This window comes from Haloarcula sp. JP-L23 (assembly GCF_011602445.1).
Lineage (GTDB): Archaea > Halobacteriota > Halobacteria > Halobacteriales > Haloarculaceae > Haloarcula > Haloarcula pellucida.
In genome coordinates, this window is the sequence record NZ_CP050014.1 from 413234 (window position 1) to 426218 (window position 12985).

The 12985-nt window shown below is 67.1% G+C and carries 18 protein-coding genes; 12 read left to right on the plus strand and 6 right to left on the minus strand.

The window, feature by feature from the left end; genetic code table 11:
* Window positions 1-72: 72 nt before the first annotated feature.
* Window positions 73-555 (minus strand): pyridoxamine 5'-phosphate oxidase family protein, encoded by a 483-nt coding sequence (locus tag G9465_RS01995; protein ID WP_166967050.1) that lies wholly within the window; start codon window positions 553-555, stop codon window positions 73-75.
* Window positions 556-747: 192 nt separating this feature from the next.
* Here G9465_RS01995 and G9465_RS02000 point away from each other — a divergent pair, with 192 nt between their 5' ends.
* Window positions 748-2103 (plus strand): ATP-binding protein, encoded by a 1356-nt coding sequence (locus tag G9465_RS02000; RefSeq protein WP_166967052.1) that lies wholly within the window; start codon window positions 748-750, stop codon window positions 2101-2103.
* Between the two features lie 4 nt (window positions 2104-2107).
* Here the strand turns inward: G9465_RS02000 and G9465_RS02005 are convergent, their stop codons facing one another.
* Window positions 2108-2551 carry a universal stress protein gene (locus G9465_RS02005; RefSeq protein WP_166967054.1) on the minus strand — a complete coding sequence of 148 codons (444 nt, stop codon included), beginning with the start codon at window positions 2549-2551 and terminating at the stop codon, window positions 2108-2110.
* A gap of 133 nt (window positions 2552-2684) precedes the next feature.
* Here G9465_RS02005 and G9465_RS02010 point away from each other — a divergent pair, with 133 nt between their 5' ends.
* The gene (locus G9465_RS02010; RefSeq protein WP_166967056.1) at window positions 2685-2957 is read left to right on the plus strand and encodes a hypothetical protein; all 273 of its coding nucleotides are present in this window, start codon (window positions 2685-2687) and stop codon (window positions 2955-2957) included.
* A gap of 45 nt (window positions 2958-3002) precedes the next feature.
* Here G9465_RS02010 and G9465_RS02015 read toward each other — a convergent pair whose 3' ends face one another.
* Window positions 3003-4607 carry a fibronectin type III domain-containing protein gene (locus G9465_RS02015; RefSeq protein ID WP_166967058.1) on the minus strand — a complete coding sequence of 535 codons (1605 nt, stop codon included), beginning with the start codon at window positions 4605-4607 and terminating at the stop codon, window positions 3003-3005.
* Between the two features lie 121 nt (window positions 4608-4728).
* On the opposite strand from G9465_RS02015, the gene G9465_RS02020 reads away from it, so the two are divergent.
* The 3 genes from G9465_RS02020 (at window position 4729) to G9465_RS02030 (ending at window position 6186) form a co-directional block, all read left to right on the plus strand.
* Window positions 4729-5604, plus strand: a complete 876-nt coding sequence (locus G9465_RS02020) for an MBL fold metallo-hydrolase (RefSeq protein WP_166967060.1) — start codon at window positions 4729-4731, stop codon at window positions 5602-5604.
* Window positions 5605-5670: 66 nt separating this feature from the next.
* Window positions 5671-5988 (plus strand): hypothetical protein, encoded by a 318-nt coding sequence (locus tag G9465_RS02025; RefSeq protein WP_166967062.1) that lies wholly within the window; start codon window positions 5671-5673, stop codon window positions 5986-5988.
* Window positions 5989-6012: 24 nt separating this feature from the next.
* Entirely contained in the window at window positions 6013-6186 is a 174-nt protein-coding gene (locus G9465_RS02030) for a hypothetical protein (RefSeq protein WP_166967063.1), read from the plus strand.
* A gap of 1 nt (window position 6187) precedes the next feature.
* Here G9465_RS02030 and G9465_RS02035 read toward each other — a convergent pair whose 3' ends face one another.
* The gene (locus tag G9465_RS02035) at window positions 6188-7138 is read right to left on the minus strand and encodes a DUF5787 family protein (RefSeq protein ID WP_166967064.1); all 951 of its coding nucleotides are present in this window, start codon (window positions 7136-7138) and stop codon (window positions 6188-6190) included.
* Between the two features lie 308 nt (window positions 7139-7446).
* Here G9465_RS02035 and G9465_RS02040 point away from each other — a divergent pair, with 308 nt between their 5' ends.
* From G9465_RS02040 to G9465_RS02065, 6 genes are all read left to right on the plus strand, one after another.
* Window positions 7447-7836: a response regulator gene (locus tag G9465_RS02040; RefSeq protein WP_166967066.1), complete on the plus strand. Its 390-nt coding sequence runs from the start codon at window positions 7447-7449 to the stop codon at window positions 7834-7836.
* Between the two features lie 123 nt (window positions 7837-7959).
* A complete protein-coding gene (locus tag G9465_RS02045; protein WP_166967069.1) occupies window positions 7960-9192 on the plus strand; it encodes a translation initiation factor IF-2 subunit gamma in 1233 nt (410 codons plus the stop codon).
* A complete protein-coding gene (locus G9465_RS02050) occupies window positions 9189-9578 on the plus strand; it encodes a twitching motility protein PilT (protein ID WP_166967071.1) in 390 nt (129 codons plus the stop codon). The genes G9465_RS02045 and G9465_RS02050 overlap by 4 nt, the downstream gene beginning before the upstream one ends.
* Before the next feature lies 1 nt (window position 9579).
* Window positions 9580-10158 (plus strand): DNA-directed RNA polymerase, encoded by a 579-nt coding sequence (locus G9465_RS02055; protein WP_166967073.1) that lies wholly within the window; start codon window positions 9580-9582, stop codon window positions 10156-10158.
* Window positions 10158-10355: a transcription elongation factor subunit Spt4 gene (spt4, locus tag G9465_RS02060; RefSeq protein ID WP_189001544.1), complete on the plus strand. Its 198-nt coding sequence runs from the start codon at window positions 10158-10160 to the stop codon at window positions 10353-10355. The genes G9465_RS02055 and spt4 overlap by 1 nt, the downstream gene beginning before the upstream one ends.
* A 1-nt stretch (window position 10356) precedes the next feature.
* Window positions 10357-10893, plus strand: coding sequence for a GTP-dependent dephospho-CoA kinase family protein (locus tag G9465_RS02065; protein WP_166967075.1), 537 nt, complete (start codon window positions 10357-10359; stop codon window positions 10891-10893).
* Here G9465_RS02065 and G9465_RS02070 read toward each other — a convergent pair whose 3' ends face one another.
* Window positions 10894-11049: a rubrerythrin-like domain-containing protein gene (locus tag G9465_RS02070; RefSeq protein WP_166967077.1), complete on the minus strand. Its 156-nt coding sequence runs from the start codon at window positions 11047-11049 to the stop codon at window positions 10894-10896.
* Between the two features lie 88 nt (window positions 11050-11137).
* Window positions 11138-12220, minus strand: coding sequence for a TIGR01177 family methyltransferase (locus tag G9465_RS02075; protein WP_166967079.1), 1083 nt, complete (start codon window positions 12218-12220; stop codon window positions 11138-11140).
* Window positions 12221-12382: 162 nt separating this feature from the next.
* Here G9465_RS02075 and G9465_RS02080 point away from each other — a divergent pair, with 162 nt between their 5' ends.
* The gene (locus tag G9465_RS02080; RefSeq protein WP_166967082.1) at window positions 12383-12943 is read left to right on the plus strand and encodes a TATA-box-binding protein; all 561 of its coding nucleotides are present in this window, start codon (window positions 12383-12385) and stop codon (window positions 12941-12943) included.
* Window positions 12944-12985: the final 42 nt, after the last annotated feature.

The following is a 12985-nucleotide window of genomic DNA, read 5'->3' on the forward strand; positions in this document are numbered from 1 at the left end:
GGACAGGACAACGACATGGGCTGTGTTAAAAGCTCACAAACTCGGGACCGCGGGGCCCGAGTTGTCTCCCGTTCAGGCCGAGGACTCGTCGGCGTCGAATCCCGGCGGCAGGCCGGTGTGTTTGATGCCCGCCCAGTCGTCGGCGGTGAACCGGTAGACGACGACCGCTTCGGATTCGCGGGCCGCCTCGAACACGTCCGGCCGCCACGCCGTCTCGAGGACGTCTCGTATCGCCTCCCACTGCGGCTCTGGGACGCGCTCTACGGTCCCCGTCAACAGGACGCTCTCCCAGTTGAAGGCGGACTGGGCGGCGTAGGTCAGGAACCGAACCGTCTCGGCTCGCTCTATCAACGTGCGCTTCCGGCTATCGGGGCCGCCGACGAACGTGAAGTACAGCGTCGACGCCCCGTCGTAGCCGAACGACATCGGCACGACGTAGGGCGCGTCGTCGGCGGGAAGCGCTAGGACGCCCATCCGCTGGGTCGAGACGAAGTCGCGCATCTCCTCGTCGCTCATCTTCGTCAGACCGTACTGCTCCATGTCCTCAACTGTCATGACATTGTAAATTCGTCGCTCCGGAGCATAAGCGTTCGCCGGCTAATGAGGGGTGTTTTGTCGTGGAGCGACGACCAGACGGTCAGTAGGCCACCGAGCGGTCGGCATCTGCCGGTCGATGCCGGTGGACCGACTGTGTCGCCGCCGGCGCTTCGAGTCACTTATCCCGGTCGCGTGGCAACGTAGGTGGGAATGAGCAACCCGGAACTGGACGTCGTCGAGTTCCTGTTGACGACAGCCATCTATAGCGAGCGCCAGGACCTCGACCCAGACGACCTGCCCCCGGCCTACCGGGCGGTGTTCTGGAGCGACGGTGATATCGAGCGACCGCTGTCGGCGACGAACACGACTGCGAGCGAAGCGACCGGCGTCGAACGGCCGTGGAGCGCCGTCTCGGGCCTGATGTTTACCGACCGCGACGACTTCTCCGGAGCCATCTCCTTCACCGATCAGGAGATGGCCGAGGAGTGGTACATCGAGCGAGTCGACGCCGACCGTCTCGAACGCAACCCCGTGCTCGTAGCGGCCTTCGGCAACGAGTTCGACCTGGACTACGAGACGGCACGCGCCACGAACCGTCCCGCGCGCGCCGACCGCGCGTTCATCGATGCGATGCTGGAGGAGGCGTTCGACAGCGACGACGAGGACGACGAGGAGATGCTGGACCTCGTCGACGTGCGCGCCCCCGCCGAGGTCGAGACGACGCTGAACGACCTCGTGCTGACGCCCGACCAGGAGGGCGAGATTCAGAAGATAGTGAAGGCCATCGAACACCGAGACTACCTCGCCCAGATCGGCCTGCGCGAAATCGGGAAACTGCTGTTCGTCGGCCCGCCGGGCACCGGCAAGACCAGCGTCGCACGGGCGCTCGCCCACGACTTGGACCTCCCGTTCGTCGAGGTGAAACTGTCGATGATTACGAGCCAGTACCTCGGCGAGACGGCCAAAAACGTCGAGAAGGTGTTCGAGGTGGCCAAACGGCTCTCGCCGTGTATCCTCTTCATGGACGAGTTCGACTTCGTCGCGAAGACGCGGTCGTCTGACGAACACGCCGCGATCAAACGCGCCGTCAACACCCTGCTGAAGAGCATCGACGAGATTTCGCTGATTCAGGACGAGGTGTTGCTCATCGGCGCGACCAACCACCCCGACCAACTCGACGCGGCGGCGTGGCGGCGCTTCGACGAAATCGTCAACTTCCCCAAACCCGACCGCAACATGCGCGCGGACATCCTCCGCATCGTCACCCGGGAGATGGACATCACCGACTTCGACCCGGACACGCTTGCAGAACTCACCGAGGGCCTGACCGGGAGTGACCTCCGGATGGTGCTCCGCGAGGCGGTGTTAGAGGCCCTGACCGAGGAGCGCACGACGCTCACTCAGGCGGACCTCGAAGACGCCATCAAGGACTTCGAGGAGCGTGACAACCTAAAGAACATGGACATGATAGACGGAGACCACGACGCCCTCGTCGCCGGCGGGGACTTCTCCGAGGACGCCGACGCAGCGAGCGACGGCGGCCACAGCCACGACCACGACCACTGATCGGTCAGGTCTCGGGCAGGCGACGGACGATGACCACGTCGTAGGCCGCGTCGGTGCTGATGCGGCCGGCGACGCTGCCGAGCGTCGTGACGAGTCGACCGGCGTTGGCCGACCCGACGAACACCATCGACGCGTCGTTGTGCCGTGCGAACTTCCGTATCGGCTTTGCGATGCGGTTCCCGGTCGCCTCCCTGACGCAGGTCTCGTACTCGAACCTCGCTTCGGGTGCGATGTCGTGGACCGCACGCTCTAGCGACGCAACGATGGCGTCGAGGTCGAACGATTCCTCGGGACCGAGCCACCCCGCCTTCCGGGCGTAGTCGACGTTGTTGTTCGGGACGACGGAGATCGCGAGGACGTCCTCGTCGAGGGCGTCGGCGAACTCACGGGCGCGGACGAGGGCCGCGCGAGCGTGCGCCGAGTCGTCGAACGGAACGACGAATGTCATACTGCACCCGTCGTCGCAGAGCCGTATAGTTCGTCAGTTCGTCACGGAAAGTGAGTGCACGCCACTCCCGCCGTAGTGGCGATCCCATCGGCGAGACAGACATTTATGCCGCTCGGTGTCATTTGGCATACCCATGGGAGACGACGTGTTCACAGACACCGACGAGACGGCCGACGACTGGGTCGACGTCCGCATGACCGACCCCGAGAAGGGCGAGTGGGACATCGACGTCGTGGTCGCCGAGGGACAAGTGGAGTTCGTCGACTTGCGTATCCGGCCGGCCCTGCTCTCGGGGTTCATCGAGTGTCTCGTCGACGACGTGGCCGAGGCACGAGCGAAGACGATTATCGCAGACACGGCCAGTCGCCACGGGTTGGCCCCCGAAGACCTCGTGACCGAGGAGTAGACACGGCCCGCGACGGCGCGAGCGCCGTCCACACTGTGGCCACGGTCAGCGTCCGGTCGAGACGCGAACCGCCCCGGTCGTCGTCTCGCCGGCGACGTCCTGTACGGTCAGGGTGACGGTGTAGGTCTCGCCAGCGCCCTTCTTTACCGACGCGAAGAGCGACCCGCTCGCAGTCCCACCGGCGACGGTCGGGTCGTCCGGACGGACACCCAGTCCGTCGCCGTCCCGGACGGTGACGGTAACGCTGTCGAGGTCACCGTCGACGTCGCTCACTCGCCAGTCAACGTCGAGTTCGACGTGGGGGTTGGGGGGACTGGTGTCGCGGGCCGACAGCGAGTCGAGGGTCGGCGGCGAGGCCGCCCGGTCGGTGCTGAACGTCCGGACTGCACCGGTGTCTCTCGCGCCGTCCGCCGTCGTCACAACCGCACGATACTCGTAGTCGGTGCCCGACGACAGGTCCGAGAGCGACACCGCGAACGGACCGACGGTCGACCGCGTCTCGGTAGCCGCGGTCGTCCACACGTCCGTGCCGGCCTGTCGGTACTGCACGGCGACGGTTGCCTCGTCGGCCCCGCCGAGCGTCGTGAGGTTGCCGGCGACGGTCGCCGTCGTCTCGCCGACGGTCGACGCCGACCCGGTGCGGACGGCGGGGTCGGCGACGGTCGTGACCGACTGGACGGTGCCCCGGTCGCCGTCCCCGTCGGTCGTACTCGCGAGGGCGCGGTACTCGTAGGACGTGCCCGGCGACAGCGACCCGACGGTGGCCGAGAACGTGCCGTCGGAGGCCAGCGTCGCGTCGGCGCGCTCCCAGTTGTCGGCCCCGACTCGCCGGTACTCGAACGCGACGACCTCGGGACTGGCGCCGCCGAAGTCGGTTATCTCGCCGGTGAGTGTCGCGCTGTGCTGCGTGACGTCGGTCGCCGTGCCGGTCACGACGCGGACCGGGTCGTCGGTTCGGAACGTCGACCGGGCGCTGAGCGCCTCGTCGCCGTCGGCGTCCCGGACGGTCACGCGGTACTCGTAGTCGGTACTGGCAGCGAGGCCGGCCACCTGTTCGGCGACCGGGCCGGTGCTCCCGATCTGCTGTTCGGCGGTGACCGTCCAGCTATCGGCCGACTGTGGTCTGTACTCGAAGGTGACGATTGCGCCGGTCGCCCCGCCGAGGTCGGTGACGTTCGCCCGTAGCGTCGCGGCGCTCTCGGTGACGTCCGAGGCCCCTGTCGCGACCACGTCGGGGCGGTCACGGAGGGTGACGAAGGACTTCACGTCACCCGTCGCGACCGACCCGTTTGCCGTCGCTTCGGCGTAGTACTCGTATTCGGTCTCGGGTTGGAGTCCCGTGAGTTCGACGTACTGCAGGCCCGTCGTCGTCACGTTGGTGACCCGTTCACGTTGCCAGTCGCTGGTCCCGTTGGGTCGATAGTAGACACTGACGGTCGCCGTCTCGTCGTCCGGCAACCGTGTCACGTTGGCCCCGGTGACCATCGACGTCTCGGAGAGCGGGTCCGCCCACGCGGTCTGTACGGCGAGGTCGTCGGTACTCGTCGCGGCCGTCGCAACCATCGCGCCCGTCCCGGCGGCCACGAGGCCGACCGAGAGCAGTAGTGCGACTGTGACCGGCCGAATCCTGAGTGAAGTCTGTCGATACATCGTCACCGCATTCAGCCCCATCCGTTATAAAATTAGCACCGGTCGTGTCACGCCGAAAGGAGGGTGCGAGCGTGTTCACGAGGCGCGACCTTTTTCCACGGCAGTCACGGAGTGTGACGCGATGGAGGTCACGTTGCTGGGCACCGGCGACACGACGGGCACGCCGACGGTCGACTGCGACTGTGAGACCTGCGAGCGTGCCCGCGACCCCGGCCCGGACCTGTGCGAGCGGCTGCGCGAGCGAGGCGTCGACCCGAGCGACGGCGTCGAGCGCTCTCGCTTCTCGGTGTACGTCCGGAACGACGAGACCGGCGAGTCGCTGCTCGTCGACGTCAGCCCGGACTTTCGCCAGCAGTTTCTCACGCAGGACGTGGGACCCCCCGACGCGGCCATCGTCACGCACGTCCACTTCGACCATCTGGACGGATTGGGCAACGCCTACCGCCTGTTCGACGAACTCCCGGTGTACGCCGCCGACGAGACGGACCCGGTCACCGGCGAGAGCGTCGCCGAGGGGATACGGAGTCGCTACGACTACCTCGACACCGTCTCGGTCAACGCCAAGACCCCGCACGAGACGTTCACCGTCGCCGGGTTCGAAGTGACGCTGGTCCCCGTCGAACACCCGCCGCTGCTCTGTTACGGTCTCCGCATCGAGGAACCGGAGAGCGGCGCGGTGCTTTCCATCTCGGGGGACACCTGCTACGGGATTCCCGACCGCTCGAAGGCCGCACTCTCGGACGCCGACCTCGCGCTGGTCGAGGGCATCGTCCACGAGGAGGCCTGCGAGTTCCACCCGAAGGGCGGCGCTCACCACGACGATGACGGCGTGCCGCGGACGTTCGGCACGAAGCACATGACCCTGCCCGGCGCGCGGGACTTCGCCGACGATATCGACGCCGAATCCTACCGCATCGTCCACACGGCCCACTACGTCCCCGCCGACCGGGCGTTCGCCGACGACATCGCCGTCGACGGCGAGTGCTTCTCGCTGTGAGGGCGGTCGATTCGGCTACGTGAAAGCGACCGTACACTTTTGTGCGGTGGAGTCACACACGACAGCATGGACAGGCGTGGTATCGCGGAGACCGCCGGGGCGGCGCTGGTCAGCGGCGGCCTCGCCGTCACCGGGTTGTGGCTGTTCGCCGACTACGTCGACTGGGTCCTCGTCGTCGGCCTCGTCGCCGGCGTCGCCATCGCCACGGCCGCGAACTACCGCGCCCGGACCGGCCACGCCGAGAACGTCGCGGCGGAGGCCCCGGCGGTGACCGCCGACAACTACGAGGGCCACACACAGACCGCGGCCGGCGACGGTGGGACCGTCTCCGACGACTGGACCCGCGACGGCCCGGCCGACGCCGAGAACGACCGTGTCCAGTAAGTACGGGCGACGCTATCGGTCGCTGTGGACCGCACGTGGCCGTATCCGCTGGTGGGCGGGCTAGTGGCGTTTCTCGTCTCGGTGAGCGGCGACCTCCTCGCGACCGGCGAGGTGGCGTGGGCGGTAGACGCCGTCATCGCGTTCGCGCTGGCACTGGCGGTCGACCACCAGCGCCGGACCGCGAGGTGGCGCGAGTGAGTCACCGGAACCGGTCGAGCCCCGTCTGTCGCCGCCGCGTCCCCGCCGGATCGGGGTCCCACGGCGTGCGCTCGGCGCGAAGCGCCTCGCCGTCGACGGCCGGTGGGTCCGCTCGCTCGTAGCCGCCACACTCCGGCCCGCACTCTTCTGTCGCTCGGACCGACCGGCCTTTCCACGCGCACTGGGGGAGACCGTCGTCGTCGGGCGAACAGCGCGCACACGCCGGGTACTCGAAGCTCCGCCAGCCTTTGGCGTAGGCCCGTTCGGCGAGGCGGGTCCGGGCGCTGGCCTTCTCGACGGCGGTGACGATGCGGACGTCCGTCCGCGCCGGGGACTGCGCCAGCAGTTCGACGCCGCCCTCGTCGGTCGGCAGGTCGGTCGCCTCGCGGACGACGTCGCGGTCCCCGCTCTCGGGATCGAATCGCCAGACGCCGACTTCATCGGGGATGCGGTTGAGGTGCGCGCCGGTGACGTAGTCCGCCGTCGCCAGCACCACCCGGTCGACCAGTCCGAGCGAGACGTCGGTCCGCAACTGGGCTTCGAGTGCGCCCGGTCGGTCGAGGTCCGGTTTGTTCTCGACGGCCGTGATGCCGCCGACCCAGTCGGGGTAGCGGGCGGTCTGGCGGACGTAGGTGCGCCCGCCGCGTCGCTCGCGCTCGAAGAAGCCCCGCTCTACGGCCAGTTCGGTCGCTCGCTCGGCGCGGTCGGGGTGACAGTCGAAGGCGTCCTTCCAGTAGCGCGCCCGCCCCGGACCCACGTCGGCCTCGATAGCGGTCGTCGGGAGACGCTCGGCCGTGATGGCGGCCCGCCGAGAGACGGCGTCGGTCGGGTGGACGACGACGGTATCGAGGACTCGTCGACCGTGGACGTGGCCGCCTAGCTGCCGGCTGACGAGGTGCCCCTCGCGTTCGAGGGCCGCACACAGCGCCAGTTCGAAGCCGAACTCCCGCACAGGCAGAGACAGGGGCGAGAGCGATAAAAGGGACGCGCTCAACGCCGTCACCGTCGGGTCCGGCCGTGGCTTCCCCATGGGGCTTCCGCCCGCGCTGCGTCGACTGTACCACCGCTTCGGGACGCCGTCCGCACGGCCGCCCAGCGGATGGCCGAGATTCACACGGTGTGTGCATCGACGGTGCCCCGGAGAACGCCAGTGCGTCGTCGACGATGTGAGAAGGAGGACCTTTCAGGTCGTGAAGTAATCACCGAGCGTTTATTACGGCACAGAGAATCGGTCGGAGTATATGGGGCCGGTGACAGCAGATGGGAACGGGGAGAGACGTGAGTGAGCGCCGGTACCGGGTGCTCGTCGTCGACGACGACCCGATGGTCGCGACGCTCGTCGCCGAGTACCTCGAACACCTCGACGGCGACCTGTCGGTGACCTACACGACTGCACCGACGACGGCCTTAGAGCGACTGGACGACTCGTTCGACTGCGTGGTGACCGACTACGAGATGCCGGTGATGGACGGCGTGACGCTGGTAGAACAGACCGACGTCGACGTCGGGGCCGTCCTGTACACGGCGACCGACGAGAGCGGCGTCGCGACGGCCGCGAAATCGGTCGGCGCAGCGTACATGCGAAAGCGGTCGAACACCGACCACTACGCCGACCTCGCCGAACTGGTCAGAAAACAGGCCGCGACGTAGCGCCGCCGAGCGAACCGTACACGCGACACGCGGAGTCGCGGATCCGGGCATCTGCCGCCCACGACCGCAAACAGTAGGTTTATCAGTCGCACGCGGCGAATCTCCACCAAGATTACTCTCGAAATGACATCGAACAAACAACCGGAGGTGAACATCGGACTCGTCGGGCACGTCGATCACGGGAAGACGACCCTGGTACAGGCGCTGTCCGGCGAATGGACCGACCAGCACTCCGAGGAGATGAAGCGCGGTATCTCTATCCGGCTCGGCTACGCCGACGCCACGTTCCGGCGCTGTCCCGAGGAGGACGAACCGGACGCCTTCACGGTCGACGAACGCTGTGAAGAGCACGACGTAGACACCGACTACCTCCGGACGGTGTCGTTCGTCGACGCCCCCGGTCACGAGACGCTGATGGCGACGATGCTTTCGGGTGCGGCCATCATGGACGGCGCCGTCCTCGTCGTCTCGGCCACCGAACCCGTCCCGCAGGCCCAGACCGAAGAGCACCTGAGCGCGCTCGACATCATCGGCATCGACAACATCGTCATCGCCCAGAACAAGGTCGACCTCGTCGACGAGGAACGGGCGATGCAAAACTACGAGCAGATACAGGAGTTCGTCGAGGGGACCGTCGCCGAAGACGCTCCCATCGTCCCCATCAGCGCCCAGCAGGAGGCCAACATCGACCTCCTCATCGACGCCATCGAGCGCGAGATTCCGACCCCCGAGCGGGACCCCGAAGCCGACGCCCGCATGATGGTCGCTCGCTCGTTCGACATCAACCGCCCCGGCACCACGTGGGAGGACCTCCTCGGTGGGGTGCTGGGTGGGTCGCTCGTGGAGGGGAAACTCGAAGCCGACGACGAGATCGAACTGCGCCCCGGCCGTGAAGTCGAGGAAGGCGGCAAGACCGAGTGGCGCCCCGTCACCACGGACGTCCGCTCGCTGCAGGCCGGCGGCGACTTCGTCGACGAAGTCACGCCCGGCGGACTGCTGGGTGTCGGGACCGGACTCGACCCTGCCATCACGAAAGGTGACGCGTTGGCCGGTCAGGTCGCCGGGCCGCCCGGCAGTCTCCCGCCGACCCACGAGCAGTTCACGATGGACGTGGACTTACTCGAACGCATCGTCGGCGACGACGGCGGCGAAGTCGAGGAGATATCGACCGGCGAACCGCTGATGCTCACCATCGGCACCGCCACCACCGTCGGGTCGGTCACCAGCGCCCGCGACGGGGAGTGTGAACTCGCCCTCAAACGGCCGGTGTGTGCTGAAGCCGGTGCGAAGATAGCTATCAACCGCCGTGTCGGGGCCCGATGGCGACTCATCGGCGTCGGCACGCTGCGTGGATGATCGTCCTGGATACGAACGCGCTCATGATGCCGGTCGAATGTAACGTCCGCGTGTTCGAGGAACTCAACAGGGTGCTTTCGGACACGCCCGAGGCGGACCGCGACTACGTCGTCCCCGAAGCGGTCCGCGAGGAACTGGAGAAACTCGCCGACGGCGCCGGCGCGGAGGCGACGGCCGCTGGCGTCGGACGGGACCTCCTCGAACGGTGTTCGGTCGTCGATACCGAGGCCGACTACGCCGACGACGCCGTCCTCGAACTCGCGACGCGACCGGAGACGACACACGCGGTGACGAACGACAAACCCCTCAAACGCCGCCTGCTCGGCGCAAGCGTTCCAGTAATTAGTTTAAGGGGCCAGAACAAACTCGGTATCACTCAACCATAATATGTACAAACGGGTACGCCTACGCGATACGGTCGAAGTGCCGCCACGCCACCTCGCGGACGTCAGTCCGGGGATGGTCAAGAAGCTCCTGCAGGACAAACTGGAGGGCCGGATGGACGAAGACGTCGGCAGCGTCGTCTCCGTCATCGAGGTCCACGACATCGGCGACGGTGCCGTCCTGCCCAACAAACCCGGCGTCTACTACGAGGCCGAGTTCGACGCACTCACCTTCGACCCGCAGATGCAGGAAGTGGTCGACGGGGAAGTCGTCGAAGTCGTCAACTTCGGGGCCTTCGTCGGCATCGGGCCGGTCGACGGCCTGCTGCACGTCTCCCAGATCTCCGACGAGTATCTGGCTTACGACGAGGAGAACCAGCAACTCGCCTCCCGAGAGTCCAACCGGACCCTCGGCGTCGGCGACGCCGTCCGGGCCCGCATCGTCACGAAGAGCATCGACGAGCGCAACCCCCGCGATTCGAAAATCGGCCTCACGGCCAAACAGGTGGGGCTGGGTAAACACGGCTGGCTACAGGAAGAGCGCGAGAAACGAGAGAGTACGGCGGAAGTCGGTGATAGCTGATGGCCGACCGACTCGTCTGCCGCGACTGCCACCGGGTGCAAAGCGCCGAGATAGAGAGCCAGTGTGAGGCCTGCGGTGGCACCTCGCTCACCGAGGACTGGGCCGGCTACGTCGTCATCGCCCACCCCGAGAAGTCCGAAATCGCCCGCGAGATGGAAGTGACCGAGCCGGGCCAGTACGCGCTGAAAGTCCGCTAGCGTGTCCGACGTCGTTCTCGAACTCCCCGACGCGTTGCGTGCGGACCTCAAAGAGCCGATGGGACGGTTGTACACCGACTCGGCGGCGTTACTGGCCGATGCAGGCGACCCGCTCGTCGCCGTCGGCGACATCGTCACCTACCACCTGTTAGAGGCAGGCCGCGTCCCCGACGTCGCCTTCGTCGACGAACGGACCAAGCGGTCGGCCGTCGACGCGGCTGTCAGCGCCGCTATCGAGGGATTCGACCGTCGCGTCTCCGTCTCGAACCCGGCGGCGACGCTCACCCGCGCGTTGCTCGTCGCGATGCGTGACGCGCTCGACGGCGACGGGACGACGCTCGTAGACGTCGACGGCGAAGAGGATTTGGCCGCGCTGCCGGCCGTCCTCGCGATACCCGACGGCGGGAGCGTCGTCTACGGCCAACCCGACGAGGGGATGGTGCTCGTCACGCCGGACGACGCGACACGCGAGCGAGTGCGGTCGCTACTCGACCGGATGGACGGCGACACAGAAGCGGCACTCGAGGCGGTCCGGTAGCTACTCCGGCCGCGGAACGCTCAGGTTCTGCATCTGTTCGTCACATCGGTCGCAGGTCACTGTCGAGCGGTCGCTACAGAGGCGCTTGCCACAGGACGGACACTCGAATAGCTTCTCGTCCTCGTCACAGGGGGCAGGGTCTGACCATCGAGGCATCTGTGTGCCTGTATGGCCAGCCTGATAGCATAAGCGTTGTTACCACGTCACAATAGTGAACGCGCGTCCAAGAAAACTGGACGGTCGGTCACTCCAGCACGTGGACGTGACGGACGAGCGACCGGTGGACCCGACGTTCGAACCGGCGAGCGACGGTCCAACCGGCGTCGCGGGCGGCGTCGCTCCAGTCCCGGTCGGCGACCAGCACACAGCGCGGTGCGATGCGGTGGGCCTCGGCGAGCGCACCGGAAACGAGGGGGCGCAGTTCGCCCTCGATGCGCGACTGTCGGCCGTAGGGTGCATCGAAGACGACGGCGTCCGCCACGTCGTCACTGAGCGGCAATCTGGCCGCATCCGAGCGACAGACGTCCCAGCGGCCGGCCTCGGGATAGGCCGTGCGGTCGGGATGCCCGTCGCCGTCCAGCGCGTACGCGAGGTTCTGCCGGGTCCCCCGGACCATCTTTTCCTGTGCGTCGCCGCCGACGACGCGCGCGCCGACTAGTCCCGCCTCCAGTAAGATGCCGCCGGTCCCACACATCGGGTCGACGACGGTGGCGCCGGGCCGCGCACCGGCGATGTTGACCAGCGCACGGGCTTCGAGCGGGTCCATGCTCCCCGGCTGAAAGAACGGACGGTTCGTGGGCTGGCGGTCGCCGAAGTCCCTTACGCTGGCGATGTGTTCCCACCCGAGCGCACAGCACGCCTCGCCTGCGTCAGGACTCCTCGCGTCGCCGTTCCGCCACGAGGGGTCACCCTCGCCACCGCCCGATTCCTCGTCGCCCGCCGGGTCGGCGAAGTAGGCGTACAGCGTGTGGTCGGGGTCGTCTAAATCGACGGCGAATCCACGGTCGGTGAGGACGCTGCCCAGCGTCCGTTCCGCTCGCTGGGTGTCGACACCCGTACTCGCCCGCACGTCGACGGCCCGCACCGCGACGGTCCCCTCGCGGTCGACGGTCGCGGCCTCGAGCAGTGCGTGCGCGCTCTCGACGGTTGGGTCACTCGTCCCCACCAGTTCACAGACCCGGTGGGTGAACGCGAGGTGTCGCGCGCGCGCCGTGACGCCGCGCGCGGTAGCGAGGCCCGGCGCGAGTACGGCGACGTCGCTCGCCGCGCCCGCGGCCTCCCGGCGCGCGAAGGCGTCGTCCTGTCCGCCTAGTTCGAGGACGTACACGCCGGTATCGTGCGTCCGTGCCGGTAATAGCGTGCCGGTCGCCGGCCGTCACGCGGCCCTATTTAGGCCGGATCAATCAGCTCAGCGACGTTTTAGCTGTGCGACCTGTCAGTCGATGCCATGAACCTTTATAAGCCTTAAATACGTGATTTAAATCGAGACATGGTTGACCCCAAGGAGACCATCAACATCGAAAACGTCGTCGCCTCGACCGGTATCGGCCAGGAGCTCGACCTTCAGAGCGTGGCGATGGACCTCGAGGGTGCCGACTACGACCCCGAGCAGTTCCCCGGACTCGTCTACCGCACGCAGGACCCCAAATCCGCGGCGCTCATCTTCCGTTCGGGCAAGATCGTCTGTACAGGCGCGAAGTCGACGGACGACGTCCACCAGAGTCTGCGCATCGTCTTCGACAAGTTGCGCGACCTGAACATTCAGGTCGACGACGACCCCGAGATCGTCGTCCAGAACATCGTCACGTCCGCGGACCTCGGTCGGAACCTCAACCTCAACGCCATCGCCATCGGCCTCGGGTTGGAGAACATCGAGTACGAACCGGAGCAGTTCCCCGGTCTCGTCTACCGCCTCGACGAACCAGACGTCGTCGCGCTCCTCTTTGGCTCCGGGAAACTCGTCATCACCGGCGGGAAAAAGCCCGAGGACGCAGAGGAGGCCGTCGACAAGATCGTCTCCCGCCTCGAGGAACTCGGTCTCCTCGATTAGGGACCCGACCCGCCGTGGGGCCGCCCACGCACTCGGGAACAC

Coding starts and splice junctions, on each gene's coding strand:
- G9465_RS01995 (WP_166967050.1), bottom strand. CDS start 555: ATGACAGTTGAGGACATGGAGCAGTACGGTCTGACGAAGATGAGCGAC.
- G9465_RS02000 (WP_166967052.1), top strand. CDS start 748: ATGAGCAACCCGGAACTGGACGTCGTCGAGTTCCTGTTGACGACAGCC.
- G9465_RS02005 (WP_166967054.1), bottom strand. CDS start 2,551: ATGACATTCGTCGTTCCGTTCGACGACTCGGCGCACGCTCGCGCGGCC.
- G9465_RS02010 (WP_166967056.1), top strand. CDS start 2,685: ATGGGAGACGACGTGTTCACAGACACCGACGAGACGGCCGACGACTGG.
- G9465_RS02015 (WP_166967058.1), bottom strand. CDS start 4,607: ATGTATCGACAGACTTCACTCAGGATTCGGCCGGTCACAGTCGCACTA.
- G9465_RS02020 (WP_166967060.1), top strand. CDS start 4,729: ATGGAGGTCACGTTGCTGGGCACCGGCGACACGACGGGCACGCCGACG.
- G9465_RS02025 (WP_166967062.1), top strand. CDS start 5,671: ATGGACAGGCGTGGTATCGCGGAGACCGCCGGGGCGGCGCTGGTCAGC.
- G9465_RS02040 (WP_166967066.1), top strand. CDS start 7,447: ATGGGAACGGGGAGAGACGTGAGTGAGCGCCGGTACCGGGTGCTCGTC.
- G9465_RS02045 (WP_166967069.1), top strand. CDS start 7,960: ATGACATCGAACAAACAACCGGAGGTGAACATCGGACTCGTCGGGCAC.
- G9465_RS02050 (WP_166967071.1), top strand. CDS start 9,189: ATGATCGTCCTGGATACGAACGCGCTCATGATGCCGGTCGAATGTAAC.
- G9465_RS02055 (WP_166967073.1), top strand. CDS start 9,580: ATGTACAAACGGGTACGCCTACGCGATACGGTCGAAGTGCCGCCACGC.
- spt4 (WP_189001544.1), top strand. CDS start 10,158: ATGGCCGACCGACTCGTCTGCCGCGACTGCCACCGGGTGCAAAGCGCC.
- G9465_RS02070 (WP_166967077.1), bottom strand. CDS start 11,049: ATGCCTCGATGGTCAGACCCTGCCCCCTGTGACGAGGACGAGAAGCTA.
- G9465_RS02080 (WP_166967082.1), top strand. CDS start 12,383: ATGGTTGACCCCAAGGAGACCATCAACATCGAAAACGTCGTCGCCTCG.